Raw genomic sequence first — 25863 nt, 5'->3', positions numbered from 1 at the left:
TAATGTTGAATTCTGGCGGGCGCAAGGGGGGATTTTCAACTTCTTGAGCGAAAGTCGCTTTTTCATTGTCTGTCAGACAATTTACCATAGATTCGTGGGTATGACACATTCTCTTCTAAAACCGCTGGCGTCGCTTTGTGCTGCGCTGTTCATTGGCGTCTTTGCATCCGGGCTTTTGTCTCCGGCCAGGGCCGCTGACCGTGCTGAAGTGACCGCTTTTCTTGAGGTCACTGGATTCGACGTGGCGCTGGACAGTATTGCACTTTCCGCCGAAAGCGCGCCTGAGATGCTCGGGCTTGAGGCCGGGGATTTTGGGCAGGAGTGGACCCGGCTGGCCGAGCGGGTGTTCGACACCGAGCGGATGCGGGCGCTGGCGCTCGATATCCTTGTCGAAACGCTGGACGATGCCGCGCTGGATCATGCGGCGGCCTTTTATGCCAGCGATCTGGGGCAGCGGCTGGTGGCAGCCGAAAATGCCGCCCATATGGTCGAGGATGACGAGACCAAGCAGATTGCGGGACAGCGTATTATCGCCGATCTGGTGCAGGGCGGCAGCGAACGGCTGGCCTTGCTCCAGCGGATGACAAAGGCGGTTGATGCCGCAGATACCGGTGTCAAAGCAATCCAGCAGATCCAGTTCCGGTTCCTGATGGCGGCCAGTGCCGCCAGGGTGATTGATCTGCAATTGGACGCCGACGGTTTGCGGGCCTGGCAGCAGGAGCAGGCGCCGGGCATGCGGATGGCGCTTAGGGCCTCCAGCATGGCTTCATCCGCCTATGCCTATCAGGATTTTTCCGATGAAGAGGTCCGTTCTTATGTACGGGCGCTGGAGACGCCGCTGATGCAAGAGGTCTATGAGTTGCTGAATGCAGTACAGTATGAGATCACTGCCAACCGGTTCGAGGCGCTGGCCTACCAGATGAAGGGGTTGGGGCAGGGCGAAGACATCTAGGCGCGCCAGTTCCGGGCGGCCCTGTCACCCTTTTCCCTCCGGACCGGCGCACGACATGTATCGGGGCGGCAATCAGTGGTTGACATGAGCCACTTTCTGGATAAAAAGCGCCCATCCCGGCCCGGAATCTCTGTGCCGGGTCTATTTGTAATACGGCCCGTACAAGGGTCGCGCTGTTCGAGGCGGCAAAGGTTTAAACACCAAATGCCGAAACACCTGAAGTTCAGGGGCCGAAGGACGCGGTTGAAAAAGGAAAGACGCACATGTTTGCGGTCCTCAAGACTGGCGGCAAGCAGTACAAGGTTCAGGCGGGCGACGTGCTCCGCGTTGAGAAACTTGCTGCTGATGCTGGCGAAAAAATCCAGTTCAACGATGTTCTGATGCTCGGTGGCGACGCCCCCGTGGTCGGCGCTCCCTTTGTTGACGGTGCTGCGGTTCAGGCCGAAGTGATCGATCAGATCAAAGGCGAAAAGCTGATCCACTTCGTCAAGCGCCGTCGTAAGCACTCGTCCAAGCGCACCAAAGGCCACCGTCAGAAGCTGACTCTGGTCAAGATCACCGACATCCTGGCGTCGGGCGCGGACAAATCCGGCGTAAAAGCTGCAACCGGTAAAGGCGCAACCGCACCTGCCGCTGCTGCTCCGGCTGCCAAGAAAGCCGCAGCACCCGCTGCTGCCGGTTCCGACGATCTGACCAAGCTGACCGGTGTCGGCCCTGCCGCCGCTACCAAGCTGAACGACGCTGGTCTGACCAGCTTCGCACAGATCGCAGCCTTGTCGGCAGACGATATTGCTGCTATCGACGCCATCAAAGTGAAACCCGAATGGGTTGAGCAAGCCAAAGATCTGGCTAAAGGCTAAGGAGATAGACAATGGCACATAAGAAAGCTGGCGGTTCCTCCCGTAACGGCCGCGACTCAGCCGGTCGCCGCCTTGGCGTGAAACTGTATGGTGGCCAGGCGGCCATCGCAGGCAACATCATCGTACGTCAGCGCGGCACCAAGTTTTGGCCGGGCGAAGGCGTTGGTCTGGGCAAAGATCACACCATCTTTGCAACCACCGACGGTGCTGTGACCTTCCACAAGGGCCTTAAAGGCCGTACCTTTATTTCGGTTCTCCCAGTGGCGGAGGCCGCTGAGTAAGCCGAACCCGAAGTGGCAAAAAATATTGAGGGGATCGGTGATAGAGCCGGTCCCCTTTTTCGTTTTAACCAGTAATCCGCAAATGATGTCCGACGGGCAGGGTGTTCCGGGGTGGTCCCGGAAGGAAACGCTCCCAACCGGACGAATTTGCAGCCCGGGGCTGGCGTCAGGCAGATCAGCACCTATCTTGGTGCTTTCCCGGAAAGGCCGTACCGGTCGCCGATCGACGATTGGTCTTTTGAGGAGGAGCAAGGCAATGAGTTTGGATCAGACAGACCAGCAACCGGTCATCGAGACAGAGCGGTTTTTGCTGCGTCCGCTGCGCAAATCGGACGCGGGTCTGATCGCGCATTACGCGGGGGATGAACGGGTGGCGCGGATGACCACCTCGATCCCGCATCCGTTGCCCCCCGGCGCTGTCGAGGCCTATGTGGCCCGCGCCATGGCGCCGGACCGCGAGGAGGACATCTGGGCCATCGACGGCACCCCGTCGGGCGGAGATGAACTGAAGGGCGTGATCGGGCTGAAGCGGATGGACCGCAACCAGTCCGAAGTTGGGTTCTGGATCGCACCGGCGTTCTGGAACACCGGCTTGGCCTCCGAAGCCCTTGAGGCGCTAGTGCAGGCCAACCCCTTGGGCAATGCAGCGATGTTTGCCTCGGTGTTTCAGGACAATCCGGCCTCGGCCCGGGTCCTGATCCATTGCGGGTTCGAATATCTTGGTGATGCAGAGACTTTCTGCGTGGCCCGGGACTCGACCGTGCCGACCTGGACCTACAGCCGAAAACAGTGATTGGCGGCTCTTCCCCAATGGGATAAGCCAATCGCAAAACCATGGCATGGGGTGCTCAATGCCCCTGTCCACAATCGAAAGCTGCGGAGCCGCCGCCTGGCGATCTGCACGAAGGAGCTGACATGAAATTCCTCGATCTGGCAAAGGTCTATATTCGCTCCGGCGCAGGCGGGAACGGGTGTATCAGCTTCCGGCGTGAGAAATACATCGAACACGGTGGTCCCGATGGCGGCGACGGTGGCAAGGGCGGTTCGGTCTGGGTTGAGGCCGTGGACGGGCTCAACACCCTGATCGATTTTCGCTATCAGCAACACTTCTTTGCCAAGAACGGCCAGTCCGGTATGGGGCGTCAGCGCACCGGCAAGGATGGCGATGATATCATCCTGCGGGTGCCGGTCGGCACCGAAATTCTGGATGAGGATGAAGAGACCGTACTGGCGGATATGACCGAACTCGGTCAACGTGTGCTGCTGGCCAAGGGCGGCAATGGCGGCTTTGGCAACCTGCATTTCAAAACCTCGGTGAACCAGGCGCCGCGCCGTGCAAATCCCGGTCAGGACGGCGTCGAGCGCACCATCTGGCTGCGACTGAAACTGATCGCGGATGCCGGCCTGCTGGGTTTGCCGAATGCGGGAAAATCGACCTTCCTGTCGGCGACCTCCAATGCGCGGCCCAAGATTGCCGATTATCCCTTTACCACCCTGCATCCGAACCTTGGCGTGGTTGGCGTTGATAACGCTGAATTCGTGGTTGCCGATATTCCGGGCCTGATCGAAGGCGCCCATGAGGGACGCGGGATCGGTGACCGGTTCCTGGGCCATGTGGAACGCTGCGCGGTGCTGCTGCATCTGGTGGACGGCACCTCGGAAACGCTGGTTGAGGATTACCATACCATCGTTGGAGAGCTCGAAGCCTATGGCGGCGAGTTGGCGGAAAAGCCCCGGATCACTGCGCTGAACAAGGTGGACGCGCTGGATGACGAGGAGCGCGCCGAGGCGCATGCCGCCCTCGAGGCGGCCGTCGGCGGGCCGGTGCATCTGATGTCTGGCGTCAGCCGCCACGGGTTGACCGACGTGCTGCGCACCCTTCGCAACCAGATCAAAGAGGATCGCCTGCGTCTGAAACCCGAGGAAGAGGAAGAGACGTGGCAGCCCTGAGCGACGCCCGGCGCATCGTCATCAAGATCGGCTCGGCGCTGTTGGTAGACCGAGCCAGCGGTCAGTTGCGCTCTGGCTGGCTGCATTCCCTTGCCAATGACGTGGCCTGGCTGAAATCGCTGGGCAAGGATGTGGTGATCGTCTCCTCCGGCTCGATCGCGCTGGGGCGCGGGGTGCTCGATCTGCCGCGCCGCGAATTGCCGCTGGAGCAATCGCAGGCTGCTGCTGCCGTGGGTCAGATCCGCCTTGCTCGTGCCTATGAGGAAGCGCTGGCACCGCATGGGATCACCACCGCGCAGGTGCTGGTCACGCTGGAGGACAGTTCGGACCGGCGTCGGTACCTCAACTCCCGGGCGACGCTGGAAACCCTGATTGGTCTGGGCGCGGTGCCCATCGTCAACGAGAATGACACCATCGCCACCGACGAGATCCGTTATGGCGACAACGACAGGCTGGCGGCGCAGGTCGCTGTAACCGTCGGGGCAGATACGCTGGTCCTGTTGTCGGATGTCGATGGGTTCTACAGCGCCAACCCCGCGATCGATCCCGAGGCTCGCCGGTTCGACCGGATCGAAGAGATCACACCCGAGATCGAAGCCATGGCCGGCGACGGGGTGTCGGGCCTGTCCAAAGGTGGCATGATAACCAAATTGATGGCGGCCAAGATGGCCACGGCGGCCGGTTGCGCCATGGTGATCACTGAAGGTTCGGCCCTTAACCCACTGAAAGCGCTGGAAGATAGTGTTCCCTGCACCTGGTTCGTGGCGCAGGGCGATCCGCAAGCCGCGCGCAAACGCTGGATCGCAGCGATGAAGACGCGCGGCGTGATCACGATTGACGAAGGGGCCGCCAACGCCCTGATGAACGGCAACAGCCTGCTGCCTGCCGGGGTACGCTATGTAGAGGGGGACTTTGGCCGCGGGGAACCGCTGGCCATCCTGGGCCCAGACGGGCGCAAACTGGGGCAGGGCTTGTCGCGCTATACCGGTGGCGAGGCCCGCGCAATACAGGGGCGCCAGTCGGCCGAGATCGAAGCGACGCTTGGCTATCCGGGCCGGGCCGCATTGATCCACCGAGACGACATCGCCTTCTGATCTTCTTCTATATGGAATTTCCCTCGCGGTTCGCAGTAGTCTGTGACCCGAGGACGTCAAAGGCATGATACCGATGAAAGACACCGATGATATTCAGGCTCTGATGGCTGAGCTTGGCAAAAATGCAAGGAAAGCTGCGGAAAAACTGGCCACAGCCAGTGCCGAACGCAAGGAAAAGGCGCTTCTGGCCGCAGCAGATGCGGTCTGGCAGCAGCGTGACCAGATCATTGCCGCCAATGAAAAGGATATGGAGTTCGGGCGCTCCAAAGGGCTTTCGCCGGCCATGATGGACCGGCTGATGCTGGATGAGGCGCGTATTCAGGGCATCGTCGATGGCTTGCGCGCCGTGGCAGGTCAGAGTGATCCTGTGGGTGAGGTGCTGGAGGAATGGACGCAGCCCTCGGGTCTTCGGATTCAGCGGGTCCGGACGCCTCTTGGCGTGATCGGAGTGATCTATGAAAGCCGTCCCAATGTGACAGCGGATGCCGGCGCGCTGTGCCTGAAATCCGGCAATGCGGTGATCCTGCGCGGCGGCTCCGAAAGCTTCCATTCGGCGCGCGCCATCCATGCCTGCCTTGCCGAAGGTCTGAAGGCGGCGGATCTGCCGGAAACCGCGGTGCAGTTGGTGCCGACCCGTGACCGCGCGGCGGTGCAGGAATTGCTGACCATGACCGATTATGTCGACGTGATCGTGCCCCGCGGCGGCAAAGGGCTGGTTGGGCTGGTGCAGCGCGAAGCGCGGGTGCCGGTCTTTGCCCATCTCGAAGGCATCGTGCATATCTATCTCGACAAATCCGCCGACCCGCAAAAGGCGCTGGACGTGGTGCTGAACGCCAAAACCCGGCGAACCGGGATCTGCGGCGCCGCCGAATGTCTGCTGATCCATCAGGACATCGCCGAAACCATCGGCAAGGATGTCCTGACTGCCTTGGCTACAGCTGGCGTCGAAATCCACGCTGAGGAAGGTCTGCCTGGCCCCGGGAACATGGTTGTCGCCACGGCCGAGGATTGGGGTAAGGAGCATCTGGACGCCATCATCTCGGCCCGTCAGGTCGCCGATATCGACGAGGCAATCGCCTATATCCGGACGCATCATTCCCAGCATACCGATTGCATCCTGACCGAGGATGAGGCGGCTGTGGATCAGTTCTTTGCCGAACTCGACAGTGCCATCCTGATGCACAATGCCTCGACCCAGTTTGCCGATGGTGGTGAGTTCGGCATGGGCGCGGAAATCGGTATCGCAACCGGCAAGATGCACGCCCGTGGCCCGGTGGGCGCGGCGCAGCTGACCAGTTTCAAATATCTGGTGCGCGGCGACGGAACCACGCGCGCCTGAGGTCCAAATGAAACGCAAAACGCCACCCGCTGGGGTGGCGTTTTCTATTCTAAAAATCGTTTGAATCAGAAGAAGATCGAGATCTTTTCCAGCGCCTGCTCGACCTTCAGGTCCCGCTCTGCCTGCTTTGCGGCGTAGGGCAGCATCGCGAACTGGACCTGCGCGGGGGAGATCTTCACCTCTGCGTTGTCATCGCTGAGGCGCGCCCAGAGCGCATCATCCACATTCAGTTTCGGACCTTCGCCGATGACGGTCCAATGCCCATCCGCGCAAAGCACGGTGATGGTACCGCCATAGGGCAGGGCGCTTTCCAGGCAGAGCGCGGCAAGGAAGGCCATGCGGACCTCACTGCGGCTGGATCCTTCGAGAGGGGCCCACTGGTAGCTGAGCCGCCCGCCCTTGCTGACGTCATCCAGAACCGAAACAACCTCAGCGCGGCCCATCTGCTGATCACCTGCGGCGCCAAAGGCAATGCGGAAAAACCGGATGCGGGCATTGGCATTGGTCACGCTGTCGGAAATCAACTCCATCTCGGGACCGGAAACTTCGCCAGACATTCCAAGCAGTTCAAGGCCGTTGTTGATGGCGCCGATAGGGCTGATAAGATCGTGGCAGATCCGCGACCCTATCAATGCAGGCAGATCTTCATTATCTACAGCCATGTAATATCCTCCGAATTGGGCCAATTCAAATGACTGACCTCAATGCAATCCTTTCGCCGGGCATGTACGTGAAACACCCGGAACACCCGGAATGGGGGCTCGGGCAGGTACAGTCCAATGCCGCAGGCAAAATCACCGTCAATTTTCGGGACCAGGGCAAGCTCGTGTTCGATGGACGCCAAGTGGCCCTTGTTCCAGTGTTTGAGCCATAATGGTTTACGGCCAGTTAATAAACCCATTTCGGTTTTGTTAAACTCTTGCCTGTTTCAAAGCAGATACGCTATCTGCAGAGCAGCTTCGACCACCGAGAATTCCGATGCCTGACACCCCTTCCGACTTCTCTGTGCGCCTGGCCCGGACCGAAGAAGATCTGCGCGCGGCGCAGGCACTGAGGTATCAGGTTTTTGTGACCGAACTGGGCGGAGATGGGGAGCTTGTCGATCACGCGGCCGGGCTTGAACGCGACCGGTTCGATCCGTTTTTCGATCATATGCTGCTAACTGATACCAACAGTGGTCAGGTGGTGGGCGTTTACCGCCTGCTGACCAGTGATCGCGCAGCTGAGGTTGGGCAGTTCTATTCCGAGGATGAGTATGATCTGACGCCGCTCAAATCCTCGGGCCGCAGGTTGCTGGAACTGGGCCGGTCCTGCCTGCACCCGGAGTATCGCGGCGGCGCGGGGATGTTCCACCTGTGGAACGGTCTGGCGCAATACGTTGCCGAGCATGAGATAGAGGTTCTGTTTGGCGTCGCCAGCTTCCCCGGTACCGACGCGCAGGAACTGGCTGCCCCTTTGACGATGCTGCATCACAACCATCTTGCGCCGCCAGATCTGCGGGTGCGTTCGCGCGTTTACCAGCCAATGGATCTGATTGATCCGCAGCAACTGGACCGGCGCAAGGCGATGGTGGATATGCCAGCGCTGATCAAGGCCTACCTGCGTCTGGGCGGCTTTGTCGGCGATGGCGCATTTGTTGACCACACATTCAACACCACGGACGTCTGTCTGGTTCTGGATACCGAGCGGATGAACGCGCGTCAGAAACGGATCTATACCGGCGGCGGGGGCGCGTGAGCCTGCGATGAGCCCGGTTTGGCACAGTGATGAGGCGCCTGATCCGGTGCGGATCGGTCCGCTCGGGTGGATGCTGGTCTGCGTCAGGGTCTTGGTGCTTGGGACGCTGGTATTCGGCGGGCTGCTTGTTCTGCTTCTGGTACGGCTGATCGAATATCCGCTGTGTGGGCTGCACCGACCCGTGACGCCTTTCATTACCCAATTCGTCTGCCGCAATGCCTTCCGGGTGCTGGGTATGGGGTTTTCCACCACCGGCGCCCTCATGCAGCAGCGCGGGGCCGTCGTGGCCAACCATACGTCCTGGCTGGATATTTTCGCCCTCAACGCGCGAAAGCGGATTTATTTCGTCTCCAAGGCCGAGGTCGCAGGGTGGCCCGGCATCGGTTGGCTGGCGCGGGCGACCGGAACCGTGTTCATCGACCGCAACCCCAAGAAAGCCAAAGAGCAAACCCTGCTGTTCGAAGAGCGCCTGAAGGCCGGGCACAAGCTGTTGTTCTTTCCTGAAGGCACCTCGACCGATGGCCTCAGGGTTTTGCCATTCAAAACAACACTCTTCGCCGCATTCTTCAGTGACCATCTGCGCGATTTCATGCATGTTCAGCCGGTATCGGTGGTGTTCTTCGCCCCCAGCGGTGCGCCGGACCGGTTCTATGGCTGGTGGGGGGATATGGAGTTTGGGCCGCATCTGCTGAAAACCCTTGCTGCGACCCGGCAAGGCCGGGTTGAGCTGATGTACCACCCGCCGCTACGCGTTGCTGATTTTTCAAATCGCAAAGATCTGGCGGCGGCCTGCGAGGCCCAAGTGCGCGCAGGCCATGAGCAGTTGCGGGCAAAGGCAGCGAAATAAGCCTTGCGCCCCTGTCAAAGGTGACTTATACGCGCGCCATCGAACCCGCAGGCGGGGTTTGGGCCGATTTGGGGGAGACATCCCCAACGGCCCGCCGGTTGGAGCATCCGCTCTGAGACCCCCGCCGAGGATTAAACCGGAAAAGGAAAAGATAGCATGGCTCTTCCCGAGTTCACCATGCGTCAGCTGCTCGAAGCTGGCGTTCACTTCGGCCACCAGACTCAGCGCTGGAACCCGCGCATGTCGCCTTTCATCTATGGCGCGCGCAACGGCATTCACATCATGGACCTCACCCAGACCGTTCCGATGCTGGACCAGGCTCTGCAGGTTGTTCGTGACACCGTTGCAAAAGGCGGCCGTATCCTGTTCGTCGGCACCAAGCGTCAGGCGGCTCAGCCGATTGCAGACGCGGCAGAGAAGTCGGCTCAGTACTACATGAACCACCGTTGGCTGGGCGGCACGCTCACCAACTGGAAAACCGTTTCCCAGTCGATCAACCGCCTGAAGGAAATCGACGAGAAGATGGAAACCGGTGCTGAAGGCCTCACCAAGAAAGAGCGCCTGGGCATGGAACGTGACCAGACCAAACTGCAGGCCTCGCTTGGCGGGATCCGCGAAATGGGCGGCGTGCCGGACCTGCTGTTCGTCATCGACGTTAAAAAAGAAGCGCTGGCCATCGCCGAAGCCAAGAAACTGGGTATCCCGGTTGTGGCAATCGTCGACACCAACTGCTCGCCCGATGGCGTTGACTACATCATCCCCGGCAACGACGACGCGTCCCGCGCCATCGCTCTGTACTGCGATCTGGTTGCCCGCGCTGCGCTGGACGGCATGTCCGCACAGCTGGGTGCAGCTGGTGTTGACCTTGGCGCCCTGGAAGAAGCTCCCGAAGAGGAAGCTGTTTCCGAGGAAGCTCAGGCCTGATCCTGCCTGTCACAGATTTGACATCAGGGGCAGGGTATTTCCTGCCCCAATTCCGTTTCGATTTGAGGAGAGCCTAACATGGCAATCACAGCAGCACTCGTGAAAGAACTGCGCGACTCGACCGGCGCCGGCATGATGGACGCCAAAAAAGCGCTGACCGAAACCAATGGCGACATGGAAGCGGCCGTCGACTGGCTGCGCACCAAAGGTCTCGCCAAAGCCGCCAAGAAATCCGGCCGCACCGCAGCCGAAGGCCTGGTCGCTGTCGTCGTCGAAGGTGGCAAGGGCGTCGCCGTTGAAGTGAACTCGGAAACCGACTTCGTTGCGAAGAACGGCGAATTCCAGGAAATGGTTGCCGGCATCGCCAAGGCAGCTCTGAACGTTGATGACGTCGACGGTCTGAACGCGGCCGATCTGGGTGGTAAATCCGTTGCTGACACCCTGACCGACAAGATCGCCACCATCGGCGAAAACATGACCCTGCGCCGGATGGCCAAGATCGAAGGCGAAACTGTTGTGTCCTACGTGCACAACGCTGCCGCTGACGGCATGGGCAAAATCGGTGTCCTGGTTGCAATGACCGGTGGCGACGAAGCCTTTGGCAAGCAGGTTGCAATGCACATCGCCGCGGTTAACCCCGCTGCCCTGAGCGAAGCTGATATGGACCCGGCGGTTGTCGAGAAAGAGAAGCAAGTTCAGATGGACATCGCCCGTGAATCCGGCAAGCCGGAGCAGGTGATCGAGAAGATGATCGTTGGCCGCATGAAGAAATTCGTTGCGGAATCGACACTGCTGAACCAGCAGTTCGTCGTGAATCCCGACCTGACCGTCGAAGCCGCTGCCAAGGAAGCTGGCGCCACCGTGACCGGTTTCATCCGTGTTGAGGTTGGTGAAGGCATCGAAGTCGAAAAAGAAGATTTCGCAGCTGAAGTCGCAAAAGCGGCTCAGGGCTAATCTGCCTAGACAGACTTTTAAGGGGCCGGTGGGGAAACCTACCGGCCTTTTTTGCGTTTCTTGAGTACTTTGGTGGGTTAGAGGATCGTGTCTCGGTTCGAGGAACGTCTGAGCCAGCCCAGGGCGAACTGGCAGGGCGAATAGGGGATATGATCGGGGAATATGGGGCCCCACTGATAGGGATGGATGGGACCCCAAAAACATGATCACCGACGCTGAGTATAAGCGTCGGCAACCACACAGGTCGGAGAGCCTTGGTATTACAAGGGTCGTTTCCCAAAGTTCCTAGGCTAAAGCCACCACTCACGGAACATTTACAGACTGCGTCTTTTTGTACGAAATCGGTAGTAGTGTATTCCTTACCTATTTGACGCTCTTTAGCGTCTGGCAGGCTTAAACCTCCCTAGCGGAAACTCACAATAGCCAGGCCGGGTAGGGGGATCCCGTCAGGATTCCATCACATACATCTGGTTGTGCAAGGCTGCCTTGAGGACGGCCTGGGCCGTTGTCTCCACTGCCAGCGCGTCCCGGGCCAGGCGCAGGTGCTTTTCGACCGTGGCCGGGGTCAGGCCCATGAGGATCGCGATGTCCTGCGTCGTCTTGCCATCTCCGACCCATTGCAGCGCTTCCCGTTGCCGTTTGGTGAGGGCCCGGTTCGGAGGACTATAGGGTAGGGTGAGGATTTTCAGATGCGCCACGTTGTTCATAAGGATGATATCGCTGCCGTGTTCAACCCAGATCGCATCGACCTCGTCCTGGGACAGCTCACTGCGCGCAGCCAGCGAGATCGCACCTTTGAAACGCGCCGAATTGGAATGAAAGCTGACCGTATAGCCCGCGTTCATCTTCATCTTTCTGTTGAACTCCAGCACCCGTTCGCCATCCGGGCCAAGCTCACCATTCTCGATCATCCTCTGAATCAGATGCCAGCTGCCGGCGCCTTCGTTTTCCAGTGCCCAGCGCAGCATCGGCGCGCTGGAATAAAGGCCCCGGTGCAGGAACCCGTTCAGGTACTCCGGCGAATGGTTGGACAGCACGACAAAATCTTCCGGATCCCCCAGAGAGGTTTCTGTCTTGTAGCGAGTGTATCCGTAAATCAGCCTGTCAAATTCGAACTTTGCCATCTGATCCACGTGCCCATGCCACAGCTCTTCGAGCGTCTTGGCCCCGCACACGAAATGCAGATAGTCAGAAAGGTTCATTCAGGCTCCGCCTCTCGTTCAAAATGCTTGGCTAGGGCATCGATGGCAAACAAATACCCCTGTGTTCCAAAACCGCAAATCTGGCCGATGACGGCACGCGAGATAAATGACCTGTGGCGAAACTCTTCGCGGGCGTGGATGTTGGATAGGTGGACCTCAACGGCGGGAATTTCAACCGAAAAGAGCGCGTCCATTAGCGCAATTGACGTATGCGTGTACGCGCCAGCGTTCAGGATGACCCCGGAATGGGTGCCGCGCGCCGCATGAATGGCATCCAGCAACACACCTTCGTGATTGGATTGCAGGCAGACAGCCTCAAGACCCTGCGCTCTGGCATGGGCAACGCAGGCTGCTTCGGCCATTTCCAGGGTTTCCCGTCCGTAGACTTCCGGCTGGCGCGTCCCCAGAAGATTAAGATTCGGACCATTGAGGATCAGAATACTGCGCATCGCATTATCCTTGTGCAGTTCATGTCCCGGAAACTACAGGAGAACTTTATTAAAAGCGACGGCGTATATGCGCCTTTTTGAACGTGTTCCTACTTTGTTACAGAGAGTTTACTTCGCGGAAGGTGCAGCGCCATCATCCGGCCTCCTGTGGTGCTGCACCCCAAATGTTAATCGTTGGTCAGGACGATTTTGCCCAGCGCCTTGCGGTCCTGCACAAGGTTCAGCGCAGTGGCAGCATCCTGCATCTTCAGGGTTTCGCTGATACGTGGTTTGATCTTGCCTTGCTCGTAAAGGGCGAACAATTCAGCCATGTTTTCTGCATGGCCCTTGGGGTCACGATAGACAGAGGCCCCCCAGAACACGCCTACGATATCACAACCTTTCAGAAGCGGCAGATTCATAGGGATTTGCGCGATGCCGGCCGGGAAGCCAACGACCAGAAACCGGCCTTCCCAGGCCATCGCCCGCAAGGCTGGTTCCGAATAGGCGCCGCCCACGGAGTCATAGACTACATCAACACCATCTTTTCCCGACAGGGCTTTGATCTGGGACGAAAAATCTTTCTGCTGCCCCTTGTCGAGGCTGCGGCCGTAGACCAGCGTTTCATCCGCTCCAACCTCGCGGCAGAAGGCAGCCTTGTCGTCCGAAGACACTGCCGCGATCACCTTGGCGCCCATCGCCTTGCCCAGTTCGATGGCAGCCACGCCGACACCGCCGGCAGCCCCCAGGATCAAAAGGCTTTCGCCCGGTTTCATATGCGCGCGGTCCTTCAGCGCGTGATAGGATGTGCCATAGGTAAAAACGAAACAGGCGGCGTCCTCAAACGGCATCGCGTCGGGAATACGGATCGCCTGCGCTGCGTCGATGCAGCGATGGGTCGCAAATCCACCATGGCCTGTCAGTGCCAGAACCCTATCCCCAATGGCGTAGCCTTCGACACCCTCACCAATGGCGGCGACCACTCCGGCGATTTCACCGCCGGGCGCAAAGGGGCGCGGGGGCTTCATCTGATAGAGGTCCTGAATGATCAGCGTATCGGGAAAATTGACGCCGGCGGCACGGATTTCTACCAACAATTCCCCCTTGGCAGGCGCCGGGTCCGGTAGCTCCGTCCATGTCAGACTCTCGGGTCCGCCGGGCTCGATGCTGAGCATTGCTTTCATGTTTTTTCCTCTTCCCACCAGTGTCAGATGCCAAAATTACGTAAAGTCTTGGGGCTGTCTGGAGCGTTGTCAATGGAATAGCGAAATGCAATTCTGCTATGTGAAACATCACGAGCCGGGTGGAACCATGGGGGGAGATCATGACCACGAGTACACAGCCGGAGTTTGCGGATACACCTGAGTTTCGCAAGCAAATCCGGGCATGGCTGGAGGAGAATTGCCCCGACGACATGCGCGATGGCGCCAGTGGCGAAGGTGCCATCTGCTGGGGCGGCAAGACTTGGGAGTTTTCTTCTCCCGCGCAGAAACTCTGGCTGGATCGCTGCGCTGCTGCCGGACTGACGGTTCCAACCTGGCCGCGTGCCTATGGCGGTGCTGGCCTTACCCGGGCGCAGGACAAGATCCTGAAAGAGGAGATGGCAGAACTGGGCGCGCGCTCGCCGCTTGATAGTTTTGGAATCTGGATGCTCGGCCCGGCCCTTTTGAAGTTCGGCAGCGAAGAGCAGAAGCAAACCTACCTGCCGCCCATTGCGCGCGGTGAAATCCGTTGGTGTCAGGGCTATTCTGAGCCGGGCGCGGGTTCTGATCTTGCTGGGGTTCAGTCACGGGCCGAGGATCGAGGCGATCACTGGCTGGTCAATGGGCAGAAGATCTGGACCTCTTATGCGGACAAGGCCGATTGGATTTTTGCGCTGCTGCGCACCGACCGCGACGCGCCCAAGCATAAGGGAATTTCCTTTATCCTGATGGATATGAGTTCAAAAGGGGTTTCGACCCGCCCGATCCGGCTGATTTCCGGCGCCTCGCCATTTTGCGAAACCTTCTTTGATGACGTTGAGGTGCCGAAATTTCAGGTGGTCGGGGACGTGAATCGGGGCTGGGACGTGGCCAAATACCTGCTGACCCACGAACGCGAGATGATCAGCGCCGGCGGGCAGACCATGGGCGCGGGCCGGGCGCTGGGAGCGGTTCTGGGCGATGCGGAAACCGGCCAAAGCGATCCGGTGCTGCGAGCCGACGCGATGCGCACGGAAGTCGACGCATTGGCGATGGAGATGACGCTGGAACGCTACAAGGATCAGGCTGAAGGCGGGCAGGGCGTCGGTGATGCCTCTGCGATGCTGAAATATGCCGGAACCGAGCTCAACAAACGCCGACTGGAACTGGTGATGGCCGCAGGCGGCAGCGATGCACTGGACTGGGATGACGGGCGTGCGCCCTCCTGGCTGCGCACCAAGGCGAACTCGATCGAGGGCGGCACCTCCGAGGTGATGCTGTCGATCATTTCCCGCCGCATTCTGGGGCTTCCGGGGTAAGACTGATGCTGAAACTCATTCAAACTGAAGAAGAAATCATGCTGCAGGAAGCCGCCCGGGGGCTTTTGGACAGATCCGCTCCAGTCTCGCGCCTGCGGGAGTTGCGCGACGCCAACCAGACCCGCGACGATGCCTTATGGCAGGAAATGGTCGATGCGGGCTGGGCCGGGATTTTGGTCCCGGAAAGCGCAGGCGGCGCTGACATGGGGCACGCCGCCGCCCATGTGCTGGCAGGTGAAATGGGCCGGACGCTTGCCGTCAGCCCGTTCCTGAGCACAGTCGTCATGGCGGCGACGGTTTTGCGGCGGCTTGATGATCCACGATGTCAGGCGGCACTGGCGCAGATTGCCAGCGGCGCGCGGACCTATGCCATTGCTGTTGATGAAGGCTCCAAGTTCAATCCGGAGCGCATTGAACTCACGGCAGAAAAGCGCGGCAACGGCTACGTCCTGAAGGGTGAAAAGCGCTTTGTCGTGGATGGAGGAAATGCCGATCACGTGCTGGTTCTGGCGCAAAGCGAGGACGGCCCGTGCCTGTTTGATCTGCCTGCTGACCGCGCGGGGCTGAGGTGCAATGTATCTGCGATGATCGACAGCCGCGACGCGGCACGGCTGGAGTTTGATGATGTTACCGTCTCGGGCGACGAATTGCTCGGCGCTGCCGGGGATGGCAGGGCACTGTTGCGTTATGGGCTGGAGGCCGGGCAGGCTGCCCTTGCCGCCGAAAGCACCGGTCTGGCGCAAGCGGCCTTTGCCATGACCACCGAGTATCTAAAAGAACGGAAGCAGTTTGGTGTCACCATCGCCAGTTTTCAGGCCTTGCAACACCGCGCCGCGCATCTGTGGTGCGAGATCGAGATGACAACCTCAGCCGTGCTGCAGGCAGGCCGGATTCTGGACGCTGATCCGGATGCCGCCACGTTGGCGGTTTCAGTGGCCAAGGCGCGGGCGACTGATACGGCGCAACTCGCCGCGCGCGAAGGCGTGCAGATGCATGGCGGGATCGGCATGACCGACGCCTATGACATGGGTTTCTATATGAAACGCGCCCGCGTCGCGGCAGAATGGCTGGGTGATTACGGCTACCACGCTGCGCAGGTGGCGCGGCTGCGCGGATTTTAAAGGACAGGATATGATGGATCTGTTTTCACTGGAGGGCAAAACCGCTCTGATCACCGGCGGCGCCACAGGCATTGGCCGGATGGCAGCCGAAGCGATGGTGCGGGCCGGGGCGCGGGTGCTGATCGCATCGCGCAAAGGCGACGCCTGCGTCGCGGTCGCAGAAGAGTTGAACGCGATGGATGCGCCGGGATCGGCTGAAGGTTTTGCCGCCGATATCGGCACAGTCGAAGGGATCGATGCGCTGGTCGAGGAAATCAAGGCCCGCACCCCCGCTCTGCATATCCTGATGAACAATTCCGGGGTGACCTGGGGCGCGCCGCTGGGGCAGTTTCCCCATAAGGCCTGGGAAAAGGTGATGTCGGTCAACGTCGCAGGGGTCTTCGATCTGACACAAAAACTGCTGCCGCTGCTGATTGCCTCCTCGGATGCGGATGATCCGGCGCGGGTGATCAACGTCGGTTCGGTCATGGGGGAAATCCCGATGGGTGATGGCGCCTACAGCTATGCCGCGTCAAAGGCCGCGGTGATCCATATGTCCAAAATCCTGGCCAAGGAGCTTGCCCATCAGCACGTCACCGTCAATGCGCTGGCACCGGGGCCGTTTGTGTCGCGGATGACCGCCTTTGCCACTGGCGATGAGGAGAAGCGTGAAAAGGTCGGCAATGATGTGCCGCTGGGCCGCGTCGGGCGGGACGATGACATCGCCGGCTGCGTGCTGTTTCTGGCCGGGCGCGGTGGGTCCTACGTCACCGGCGCAGTGATCCCCGTATCCGGCGGTATCAATGTGATGTCGGGGCACAACCTGTTCCAAAGCGCGCTCGACTGACGAATAAAAACAAAGACTTGAGGTTATAAGATGACTGACGCCACCTGGTCCCGGAATGAGGATCACCTGCCTGCCGCCCTGCGCGGATTGCGCATCCCGCTGATCGCATCGCCGCTGTTTATCATTTCGGTGCCGGAGCTGGTGATCGCCCAGTGCAAGGCTGGGATCATCGGGGCCTTTCCGGCGCTGAACGCACGCGAAGCTGAGGGCGAGCCGCCATTACTGGAGGCCTGGCTGAAGCAGATCACCGAAGAGCTGGACCGCCACAATCAGGAAAACCCGGACCGTCCGGCAGCGCCCTTTGCCGTCAATCAGATCGTGCACCGGTCCAACACCCGGTTGGAACGGGATCTGGAGATTTGCAGCCGCTGGAAAGTACCGGTTTGGATCACCTCGCTTGGCGCGCGCCCCGAGGTGAACGAGGCAGCACATTCCTGCGGCGGCGTGGTGCTGCACGATGTGATCAACAACCGCTTTGCCAAGAAGGCGATCGAAAAAGGTGCCGACGGTCTGGTGGCCGTGGCCGCCGGTGCCGGCGGGCACGCCGGGCAGCAATCGCCCTTCGCCCTGATCCGCGAGATCCGCAGCTGGTTCGATGGTCCGCTAGCCTTGTCGGGCGCCATTGCAACCGGCGAATCCCTGCTGGCCGCGCGTGCCATGGGCGCCGACTTCGGCTATGCCGGCTCGCCCTTTATCGCCACGCATGAGGCAAACGCCCAAAGCGAATACAAGGACATGATCGTCGAATCCGGCGCCGAGGATATTGTCTACTCCTCTTTGTTTACCGGGGTTTGGGGGAACTATCTAAAGAAATCCGTGTCCCGTGCAGGTATGGACCCGGACAACCTGCCGACCGCGGATGCCTCCTCGATGAACTTTGGCAGCGGGTCGTCCAAACCAAAGGCGTGGAAAGAGATCTGGGGGTCCGGGCAGGGCATCGGCGCGGTGACCGAGGTTTGCTCGACTGCGGAACTGGTGGACCGTTTCGACCGCGAATACCGCACCGCAGGGGCGCGGCTGGCGGCAGAGTTTACAGGCTGACCCATGGCAGAAATTCTTGTGGTCCGGCACGGGCAAGCCTCTTTCGGTGCGGACAACTACGATGAGTTGAGCGAAAAGGGCCGCAATCAGGGGCGCCTGTTGGGCGATACCCTGCGGGCGATGGGCTGGACCCCGGATCGCGCCATCACCGGCGCTCTGGCGCGGCAGAAACAGACGTTGCAGGAAATGGGATTTGACGTCGCCCCGGAAGAGCATGCAGGCTGGAATGAATATGATTTCCACGATCTGCTGCACAGCCGGTTCGGCGGGCAGGCCCCATCCGAGGTGATCCAGGACCGCAAAACCCATTTTCGCGCCCTGCGCGAAACCCTTGCCGAATGGCAGCAGGGCGGCGTGTCCGGTGCCTCGGAAAGTTGGGCAGAGTTCATCGCCCGGGTTGAGGCCGCGCGTCAACATGCGGCGGATACTGAGGCCGAACGTGTTTTGGTGGTCAGTTCCGGCGGGGTGATTGCCCGGCTTGTCGCCGCAACGTTGCAGGTTCCGGACAGCCAGATGATTGCCCTGAACCTACAGGTCAAGAACACCTCCCTGACCCGGTTCATTTCCGGAAGGGGGAAGTTTTTCCTGCATGAATTCAACTCAGTACCGCACTTTCATGATGCAGAGCGCGCAAAGCTGATGAGCTATAGCTGAAGGAGCAAGAGATGAGCAGCGATACCCAGACCCTGGACATTGATGCGATCCGGACTTTCCTTGATGGGCGTCTTCCCGGCTTTGACGGCGCGGTCGAGGTGCAAAAATTCGCAACCGGACAGTCGAACCCGACCTTCCTGATTAAAACGCCAGCAGGGCAATACGTTCTGCGGCGCAAACCGCCGGGGGTGCTGCTGAAATCTGCCCATGCGGTGGACCGTGAATTCCGGGTGCAAAAGGCGCTGGCTGATACCGAGGTACCGGTGGCCCGGATGCATCTTCTGTGCGAGGACGACAGCGTGATTGGCTCGGCCTTCTACATCATGGACCACGTTGCGGGGCGCAATTTCACCGATCCTGTGATGGGCGATACCGACCCCGCAACCCGCGGCGCGGTGATTGACGATATGAACCGGGTGCTCGCGGCGCTGCATGACGTCGATGTCGACGCGGTGGGGCTTTCGGACTATGGGCCGCCCGGCAACTATTTCGAACGTCAGCTGGGCCGTTGGACCAAGCAATACAAGGCCTCGGAAACCCGGACCATCCCAGAGATGGACGAGCTGATGAAGTCCCTTGAGGAACAGATGCCCGCCGATGACGGTCAGCGCGGTCTGGTCCATGGCGATTACCGCATCGACAATATGATCTTCAGTTCCGATGAGCCGCGCTGCCTTGCGGTGCTGGATTGGGAGCTTTCGACCATCGGACATCCCTATGCCGATCTGGCGGGTGTGATCATGCAGTGGCAGATGCCACCGGGACAAGAGGGGCGCGGATTGGCCGGGCTGGATCGCAAGGCACTCGGCCTGCCGTCGGATCAGGAGTTCATCGAGGCCTATTGCCGCCGCCGTGGCCTGCCGGAGATCGACAACTTCGGCTTCTACCTCTCGTTCAGTTTTTTCCGGATGGCGGGCATTCTTCAAGGGGTCCTGAAACGCGCGCTGGATGGCAACGCATCGAACCCGGAACGCGCCCGCAAGCTGGGGGATTTTGTTCCCATCTTCGCGCAAAGTGGACTCAACGCACTGAGCAGCACCAAGTAAGGCGACACGCCGGGCAGGGCGGGTCACTTGCCGTTGCCGCATGGCTGCTCGCCGCTTTGCGGTCTTATAGAGGCCGTCAGTTTTGGCGGCCGTTTTTCAAGAATATCGGATTTTTACACGCGGCGGGCCAACGACTTGCGTGGTTTTACGTATCTCTTAACACTCGACCCGTAGCCAAAGGCTGCGCATTATGGACTGAAACATGGCTCGTGGTCCGCCGCGGCCAATTGGGAGGAACACGTCAATGACAGAGGCTGGCTGGCTGAACACCAGGGACCTTGGTGACGGAATCGTAGAACTGCAACTGGGACGGGCGCCGGTCAACGCGCTGAGCGCGGATTTCCTGATGGAGTTCGCAACCAAGATTGACGAGATGGGACAGGGTCCGGCGGTCAGCGCCATCGTGTTGAAAAGCCCGTTCAAAGTCTTTTCCGCCGGGCTGGATCTGAAAGAAGCGCAGGAGTTCGATCTTGAGCAGCAGCACGCCATTGTGCGCGGCCTGAACGAAGGCTTCCTGGCGCTTTACAGCTGCCCGAAACCGGTAGTGGCTGCTGTTGGCGGCGCTGCAATTGCCGGTGGGTTGTTTTTCGTTCTGGCCAGCGACGTGCGGATCGGCCACTCCAGATCCGCCTATGGACTGGCCGAGGTGCGCGTCGGCGCGGACTTCCCGATCGGGCCGCTGGAAATCGCCAAAGCTACGCTCGACAGCAACACGCAGCGGCGCCTGATGCTGACCGGGCAATCTATCGGTCCGATTGCAGCGCGCAATTATGGCCTCGTCGATATCATCGCCGAGGATATGGAGGATCTTGAGATCTACGCGCTGCGCGAGGCCCGTAAGCTGGCGGAATTGCCGCCGCAGACCTTTGCCTCGGTCAAGATGCAGCTGCGCGGCGAGGTAATCAACCGCATCAAGGCAGGGATCGCCGCAGGTGGTAACGCACCAGAGGGTGGCTGGTTCAATTCCGAAACCAAGGCCGCGATGGAAAAGATGATCAGCGGCCGGGGCGAGTAGGCACACCGGCCCGCACCAAGACAGACAGGGAGGAAATCAATGCTGGACCACGACCGGCTGGACCGCGTGAAGGCATGGCAGCAACGCTATGTGGATCAAAGGAAATATGCCGGCAGTTCGGTCTTGATCAACGAAGGTGGCCAGGAAGCGTTCTTTCACGCAACGGGTCTGAGAAATATCGAGGAAGGCCTGCCTTTTACCCGCGATACGCTGGTACGGATCTATTCGATGACCAAACCGGTGACCTCCCTTGCCATCATGATGCTGCTGGAAAAGGGGCTGTTTCACCTGGATGCGCCGGTGTCGGATTTCATTCCCGAATTCACCGACATGCAGGCACTGGTCCCAGGGGCAACGGCAATTGATCAGGTTGAACCCAGCCGGGCGCCGACGCTGCATGAACTGCTGACCCATACCAGCGGTCTCAGCTATCCTTTCAACCCCGGCGTTTTGCCCGCAGCCATGGAAGAGCAGCAGCTGATGTTCAAACCGGGGCAGGGTAAATTGGAAAAGATGGCGGAGGAACTGGCTGCCTATCCGCTCGCCTTTCAACCCGGCACACGCTGGGAATACTCGGTCAGTATCGATGTTCTGGGCCGCGTCGTCGAAGTTGTTTCGGGCAAGACACTTGGCGATTTTTTTGAAACCGAAATCTTTGCTCCGCTCGGCATGACCGAGACAGCGTTCCGGGTCCCGCGTGGCACCGGTGATCGCTTTGCCTCGCTCTATACTCCGCTCGCCGGGGATGCGATGGCGCTGAATTCGGCAAAGACCGGCGGCGAAACCCTGCGCCTGACGGATCTGCACGGGGGCTCTCCGTTTGAAACGACTGAGATGATGTCTGGTGGCGGCGGGTTGGTCGGAACCATCGATGACTACATGAAGTTTTCCGAAATGCTGCGGCGCCGCGGCGCCCATAAGGATGGCTATCTGATCAGCCCGAAAACCGCTGATTTCATGATGCGGAACCATCTGCCTGGGGATATCGCCTCCATGGGGCCGCAAAGTTTTGCCGAACAGCCGATGGAAGGCATGGGTTTTGGCCTAGGCGGCGCCGTGGTGATGGATCCCGGTCGGGCGCGCTGCCCCGGGTCCGTAGGTGACTTTAGCTGGGGCGGCATGGCTTCGACCTTCTTCTGGATGGACCCGGTGTTGGATCTGTCGGTCGTGTTCTTTACCCAGCTGTCGCCCAGCAGTTCCTATCCCTCGCGGGCTGAGCTGAAGGCGCTGGTACATGGGGCAGTGATCTGATGAGCGATATTCCCGACCGTAAGATCCTGTGGACCCCAAGCGCGGAGCGCGCCGAGGCGAGCCGCATGGCGGCATTCGAGCGCTGGCTAGCTGCGGAGAAGGGAAAAACCTTCGACGATTACAATGGCCTGTGGGAGTGGAGCGTTTCCGACCTTGAAGGGTTCTGGGGCGCATTGGCCGAGTTCTTTGATCTGGAATTTACCACGCCGCCAAGCTGTATCTTGGGCAATCGCAGCATGCCTGGCGCAGAATGGTGCCCGGGCGGAGAGTTGAACTGGGCCAGGCACATTCTGCGGCAGGTCGACAAAACCCCGCAGGAACAGGCGCTTGTCGTTCATTCTGAAACCTTTGGCCGTTCCGAGCTGACCTGGGCCGAACTCGCAGCTCAGGTGGCCAGCGTAGCTGCAAACCTGCGGGCCATGGGCGTCGGGCAGGGCGACAGGGTCACCGCCGTTTTGCCCAATACCGAGGCCGCGATTATCGCCTGTCTGGCCACCGCCAGCCTTGGCGGCATCTGGTCGCTTTGCGCGCCGGACATGGGCCATGTCGCCATTCTGGACCGGTTCCGCCAGATCGAGCCCAAGGTCCTGATCTATCAGGACGGATATGTGCATGCGGGCAAGACCATGGACCGGCGCGAAGTGCTGACCACCATTGCCGACGGCCTGCCAAGCGTGACCCACCGCGTGGTACTGCCGGTGGTCGGTGATCTGCCCGATGGCGCAACCCATTGGCATGATATGATCGGGGATGTTCACGCCCCGCTGGAGTTTACGCCGGTTCCTTTCGATCATCCGCTGTGGGTGGTCTATTCCTCTGGCACCACCGGGAATCCTAAACCCATCGTGCACGGGCACGGTGGCATCCTGTTCGAAGGCGTCAAGCAATCGCTTCATCAGGATCTGAGTTCCGACAGCCGGTTTTGCTGGCTGACGTCGTCGGGCTGGGTGATGTGGAACGCGCAATTCGTGGCCTTGGGGCAGGGCGCAACGACACTGCTTTATGACCGGGCGCCGAACCACCCCGATATGCTGGACCTGTGGCGGTGCTGCGCGGATGAGCGGATCACCTACCTGGGCGTCGGCGCCGCTTATATCACCGCCTGCGTGAAATCCGGCATCAGACCCGGGCATGATCTTGATCTGTCGGCGCTGGTCTCGCTGGGCACCACTGGATCGCCGCTGACCTCGGATGGCTATGACTGGGTGTATTCCGAGGTAAAGGCCGACATCTGGCTGGCGCCGATCTCCGGCGGTACCGATCTGTGCGGCGCCTTCGTCTGCGGCAACGTCATGCTGCCGGTGCGCGCGGGCGAAATGCAGTGCCGCGCGCTTGGCAATGCGGTGCGCGCATTTGATGAGACCGGTCAGGAAGTGATCGGCAGCGTCGGAGAGCTGGTCTGCACCGAACCTTTGCCGTCTATGCCCTTGTTTTTCTGGGGTGATGAAGACGGATCGCGCCTGCATGACAGCTATTTCGATACCTATCCCGGTATCTGGCGCCATGGCGACTGGATCGAAATCACACCCGAGGGCGGATCGGTGATCTATGGCCGATCGGACGCGACGATCAACCGGCGCGGGCTGCGGCTTGGCTCTTCAGAAATCTATCAGGCCGTCGAAGGTCTTGAGGACGTGCTGGACAGCCTTGTTGTCGATCTGGAATTCCTCGGGCGTGACAGTTTCATGCCGCTGTTCGTGGTTCTGGCCAACGGGCAGGAACTGGATGACGCCATGCGCGACAAGATCCGAAGTGCGATCCGCAGCGGCGTGTCGGCGCGGTTCGTGCCTGATGAAATAATCAGCGTCCCCGAAGTCCCGCGCACGCTTTCGGGAAAGAAGCTGGAAGTGCCCGTGAAAAAGCTGCTACTTGGAGGGGACCCCGCAAAAGTCGTGAACCGTGACTCGATGGCCAACCCTGACAGTTTCGATCTGTTCATCGCCTATGCAAAGACGCGGGAGGCTGGTTGAGGAAGGCGCCATAGATGAATGATGTTGGGAAGGTTTTGCTCAATCTTCTGGATCTGGAGCGGCTGGATACGAACCTGTATCGTGGCATTGGCTCCGGTGGTGAAACCCCCATGCGGATTTATGGCGGGCAGGTTATCGCCCAGGCACTGACGGCAGCCTATGCCACGGTGTCTGGGCGGTTGTGCCATTCGCTGCATGCCTATTTCATTCGGCCAGGCGATCCCGCAAGCCCAGTCATTTATGAGGTCGATCCGGCCCGCGATGGCGGGAGTTTCACTACCCGGCGCGTCATCGCCATTCAAAACGGCAAGCAGATCCTCAACCTTGCCGCATCGTTCCACAAGGAAGAACCCGGCTGGAGCCACCAGCACACAATGCCGGATGTCCCGCCGCCGGATGGGTTGCAGAGCCGTGATGAGCTGCACGAGCTGCACGCCCACCGGATTTCAGAGGACATGCGCGAGGAATTCACCCGTCAGCGTCCGTTCGAAATCCGCGATATTGAGCCGCGCGATCCGCTGGATCCCCAGGTTTGCAGCGATATCAATCACATGTGGATCAGAATGGAATCCGCCAAGGACGCTGGGCCAGAGCTGCAACATGTGCTGATGGCCTATGCATCGGACTTTGGTCTCTTGGGGTCCGCGCTGCGTCCACACGGCCTGACCTGGTACAAGCCCGAAGCGATGACCGCGAGCCTGGACCATGCCATGTGGTTCCATGCACCGGTGCGGTTTGAAAACTGGCACCTTTATACGATGGATTCACCTTTTGCCGGGAATGGCCGCGGCTTTAACCGCGGCTCGATCTACACGCAGGATGGCCAACTGGTGGCCAGCGTTGCACAAGAAGGGCTGATGCGACCGATCAGCAGCTGAGTGCGTCTTCAAAAATCACGTGTTATCAAAGCGATCGCGCAGTTTCTGCATGCCGGTGATCCAGCGGTCATAATCGGCCGTCTTGGCCCGCATGTAGCTTTCGACCTTGGGGTGTGGCAGCACCAGGAACTTGCCAGCCTCAATCGCTTCGGCGCAGGCGGTGGCCACATCTTCGGGCTCCAGAAGCCCGTCGACACTGGCGACGCTGTTTTCTAATCCACGGGTCATTTCTGACCGGACGGCCTGCGGGCACAGGACCGAAACGCCTATGCCCTGATCGCCATAAGTGATTGCCAGCCATTCAGAAAAGCCAACGGCCGCGTGTTTGGTGACGCCATAGGGCGCGGCGCCGATCTGGTTGAGCAGACCTGCGGCCGAGGCCGTGTTCAGGATGTATCCGCCGCCGCGTTCCAGCATACGTGGCACCAGATGCCGCGCGGTCCAGACGTGGGACATTACGTTGATGTCCCAGATCCTCTGCCAGTCGTCATTGCTGATCTCAAAACCGCCGCGGGTCAGGATACCAGCGTTGGCGCAGAACAGGGTAATCGGTGCGATCTCGGTTTCCACACAATCGACCAACGCAGCGATGCTGTCCTCGGATGCGACGTCCACATGCTTGGCAGTGCCGCCGATCTCGATCGCCGTTGCCTCAGCTCCGGCAAGATCGATATCGGCGCAGATCACATGCGCGGCGCCCATCTGCGCAAATTTCTCGGCTAGTCCTTTCCCAATCCCATGGGCAGCGCCGGTGACGACAACACAGCTGTTTTTGATTTGCATGATTGATCTTGCGCTCCATATTTGACCCGAATTCACGCTAGCCGGAGCAAGAGGAGCTGCCAATCCCGTGTGACGGAACGGAATTCCAGATATATAACATAATACCAATTATACGATTGCTGCGCGGTAGCAGGGCACATTCTAAACTGGGTTGCGACACATCCCCTATCTTGCTGAAAAGCAAGGAGAACGGACATGGCCCACACAGAG

The 25863-nt window shown here is 59.9% G+C and carries 27 protein-coding genes; 22 read left to right on the top strand and 5 right to left on the bottom strand.

Annotation, left to right across the window (positions count from 1 at the left end):
- The first annotated feature begins 100 nt into the window (after positions 1-100).
- The 7 genes from SM765_RS08080 (at position 101) to SM765_RS08050 (ending at position 6476) form a co-directional block, all read left to right on the top strand.
- On the top strand, positions 101-952 hold the full coding sequence (locus SM765_RS08080; RefSeq protein WP_274837082.1) for a DUF2059 domain-containing protein: 852 nt from the start codon (positions 101-103) through the stop codon (positions 950-952).
- 263 nt (positions 953-1215) lie between these two features.
- Positions 1216-1812 (top strand): 50S ribosomal protein L21, encoded by a 597-nt coding sequence (locus SM765_RS08075; protein ID WP_065270310.1) that lies wholly within the window; start codon positions 1216-1218, stop codon positions 1810-1812.
- An 11-nt stretch (positions 1813-1823) separates the two neighbouring features.
- Positions 1824-2093: a 50S ribosomal protein L27 gene (gene rpmA / locus SM765_RS08070; RefSeq protein WP_065270309.1), complete on the top strand. Its 270-nt coding sequence runs from the start codon at positions 1824-1826 to the stop codon at positions 2091-2093.
- Positions 2094-2349: 256 nt separating this feature from the next.
- Positions 2350-2886: a GNAT family N-acetyltransferase gene (locus SM765_RS08065; RefSeq protein WP_065270308.1), complete on the top strand. Its 537-nt coding sequence runs from the start codon at positions 2350-2352 to the stop codon at positions 2884-2886.
- Positions 2887-3008: 122 nt separating this feature from the next.
- Positions 3009-4043 carry a GTPase ObgE gene (gene obgE, locus SM765_RS08060; protein ID WP_274837081.1) on the top strand — a complete coding sequence of 345 codons (1035 nt, stop codon included), beginning with the start codon at positions 3009-3011 and terminating at the stop codon, positions 4041-4043.
- Positions 4031-5137 (top strand): glutamate 5-kinase, encoded by a 1107-nt coding sequence (gene proB, locus SM765_RS08055; RefSeq protein WP_274837080.1) that lies wholly within the window; start codon positions 4031-4033, stop codon positions 5135-5137. The genes obgE and proB overlap by 13 nt, the downstream gene beginning before the upstream one ends.
- Positions 5138-5210: 73 nt before the next feature.
- A complete protein-coding gene (locus SM765_RS08050; protein WP_274837249.1) occupies positions 5211-6476 on the top strand; it encodes a glutamate-5-semialdehyde dehydrogenase in 1266 nt (421 codons plus the stop codon).
- 65 nt (positions 6477-6541) lie between these two features.
- Here the strand turns inward: SM765_RS08050 and SM765_RS08045 are convergent, their stop codons facing one another.
- Positions 6542-7138, bottom strand: a complete 597-nt coding sequence (locus tag SM765_RS08045) for a histidine phosphotransferase family protein (protein WP_065270304.1) — start codon at positions 7136-7138, stop codon at positions 6542-6544.
- A 29-nt stretch (positions 7139-7167) separates the two neighbouring features.
- On the opposite strand from SM765_RS08045, the gene SM765_RS08040 reads away from it, so the two are divergent.
- The 5 genes from SM765_RS08040 to tsf all read left to right on the top strand — a co-directional run bounded on the left by SM765_RS08040 (position 7168) and on the right by tsf (position 10938).
- A complete protein-coding gene (locus SM765_RS08040; protein ID WP_065270303.1) occupies positions 7168-7350 on the top strand; it encodes a DUF3553 domain-containing protein in 183 nt (60 codons plus the stop codon).
- A gap of 104 nt (positions 7351-7454) precedes the next feature.
- Positions 7455-8213: an L-ornithine N(alpha)-acyltransferase gene (gene olsB, locus SM765_RS08035; RefSeq protein WP_274837079.1), complete on the top strand. Its 759-nt coding sequence runs from the start codon at positions 7455-7457 to the stop codon at positions 8211-8213.
- 7 nt (positions 8214-8220) lie between these two features.
- The gene (gene olsA, locus SM765_RS08030; protein WP_274837078.1) at positions 8221-9060 is read left to right on the top strand and encodes a lyso-ornithine lipid O-acyltransferase; all 840 of its coding nucleotides are present in this window, start codon (positions 8221-8223) and stop codon (positions 9058-9060) included.
- Positions 9061-9216: 156 nt separating this feature from the next.
- Positions 9217-9984 (top strand): 30S ribosomal protein S2, encoded by a 768-nt coding sequence (gene rpsB, locus SM765_RS08025; protein ID WP_065270300.1) that lies wholly within the window; start codon positions 9217-9219, stop codon positions 9982-9984.
- A gap of 78 nt (positions 9985-10062) precedes the next feature.
- A complete protein-coding gene (gene tsf / locus SM765_RS08020; protein WP_065270299.1) occupies positions 10063-10938 on the top strand; it encodes a translation elongation factor Ts in 876 nt (291 codons plus the stop codon).
- 446 nt (positions 10939-11384) lie between these two features.
- Here tsf and SM765_RS08015 read toward each other — a convergent pair whose 3' ends face one another.
- The 3 genes from SM765_RS08015 to SM765_RS08005 all read right to left on the bottom strand — a co-directional run bounded on the left by SM765_RS08015 (position 11385) and on the right by SM765_RS08005 (position 13752).
- Entirely contained in the window at positions 11385-12140 is a 756-nt protein-coding gene (locus SM765_RS08015; protein WP_274837077.1) for an autoinducer binding domain-containing protein, read from the bottom strand.
- Complete coding sequence (gene aroQ, locus SM765_RS08010) at positions 12137-12589, bottom strand: type II 3-dehydroquinate dehydratase (RefSeq protein WP_274833605.1); 453 nt, start codon at positions 12587-12589, stop codon at positions 12137-12139. The genes SM765_RS08015 and aroQ overlap by 4 nt, the downstream gene beginning before the upstream one ends.
- Before the next feature lie 167 nt (positions 12590-12756).
- Positions 12757-13752, bottom strand: a complete 996-nt coding sequence (locus SM765_RS08005; RefSeq protein WP_274837076.1) for an NADPH:quinone oxidoreductase family protein — start codon at positions 13750-13752, stop codon at positions 12757-12759.
- Positions 13753-13892: 140 nt separating this feature from the next.
- Between SM765_RS08005 and SM765_RS08000 the strand changes: the two genes are divergently transcribed.
- The 10 genes from SM765_RS08000 (at position 13893) to SM765_RS07955 (ending at position 24870) form a co-directional block, all read left to right on the top strand.
- A complete protein-coding gene (locus SM765_RS08000; RefSeq protein ID WP_274837075.1) occupies positions 13893-15068 on the top strand; it encodes an acyl-CoA dehydrogenase family protein in 1176 nt (391 codons plus the stop codon).
- Positions 15069-15073: 5 nt separating this feature from the next.
- A complete protein-coding gene (locus SM765_RS07995; RefSeq protein ID WP_274837074.1) occupies positions 15074-16189 on the top strand; it encodes an acyl-CoA dehydrogenase family protein in 1116 nt (371 codons plus the stop codon).
- Between the two features lie 10 nt (positions 16190-16199).
- Complete coding sequence (locus tag SM765_RS07990; protein WP_274837072.1) at positions 16200-17015, top strand: SDR family NAD(P)-dependent oxidoreductase; 816 nt, start codon at positions 16200-16202, stop codon at positions 17013-17015.
- A gap of 30 nt (positions 17016-17045) precedes the next feature.
- Positions 17046-18056 (top strand): NAD(P)H-dependent flavin oxidoreductase, encoded by a 1011-nt coding sequence (locus tag SM765_RS07985; protein WP_274837071.1) that lies wholly within the window; start codon positions 17046-17048, stop codon positions 18054-18056.
- Between the two features lie 3 nt (positions 18057-18059).
- Positions 18060-18710: a histidine phosphatase family protein gene (locus tag SM765_RS07980; RefSeq protein WP_274837070.1), complete on the top strand. Its 651-nt coding sequence runs from the start codon at positions 18060-18062 to the stop codon at positions 18708-18710.
- 11 nt (positions 18711-18721) lie between these two features.
- On the top strand, positions 18722-19756 hold the full coding sequence (locus tag SM765_RS07975) for a phosphotransferase family protein (protein WP_274837069.1): 1035 nt from the start codon (positions 18722-18724) through the stop codon (positions 19754-19756).
- 244 nt (positions 19757-20000) lie between these two features.
- Positions 20001-20771 carry an enoyl-CoA hydratase/isomerase family protein gene (locus SM765_RS07970; protein ID WP_368981482.1) on the top strand — a complete coding sequence of 257 codons (771 nt, stop codon included), beginning with the start codon at positions 20001-20003 and terminating at the stop codon, positions 20769-20771.
- 39 nt (positions 20772-20810) lie between these two features.
- Entirely contained in the window at positions 20811-22022 is a 1212-nt protein-coding gene (locus SM765_RS07965) for a serine hydrolase domain-containing protein (protein ID WP_370571168.1), read from the top strand.
- Positions 22022-23992, top strand: a complete 1971-nt coding sequence (locus SM765_RS07960) for an acetoacetate--CoA ligase (protein ID WP_274834140.1) — start codon at positions 22022-22024, stop codon at positions 23990-23992. The genes SM765_RS07965 and SM765_RS07960 overlap by 1 nt, the downstream gene beginning before the upstream one ends.
- Before the next feature lie 14 nt (positions 23993-24006).
- Positions 24007-24870: an acyl-CoA thioesterase gene (locus SM765_RS07955; RefSeq protein ID WP_274833587.1), complete on the top strand. Its 864-nt coding sequence runs from the start codon at positions 24007-24009 to the stop codon at positions 24868-24870.
- 15 nt (positions 24871-24885) lie between these two features.
- On the opposite strand, the gene SM765_RS07950 is transcribed toward SM765_RS07955, so the two are convergent.
- Positions 24886-25653 carry an SDR family oxidoreductase gene (locus tag SM765_RS07950; RefSeq protein WP_274837067.1) on the bottom strand — a complete coding sequence of 256 codons (768 nt, stop codon included), beginning with the start codon at positions 25651-25653 and terminating at the stop codon, positions 24886-24888.
- Positions 25654-25863 lie beyond the last annotated feature (210 nt).

This window comes from Pseudophaeobacter sp. 1A09344 (assembly GCF_041008745.1).
In the GTDB taxonomy this organism is placed as follows: domain Bacteria; phylum Pseudomonadota; class Alphaproteobacteria; order Rhodobacterales; family Rhodobacteraceae; genus Phycobacter; species Phycobacter gallaeciensis_A.
This window is presented reverse-complemented; position numbering and strand designations above follow the sequence as displayed.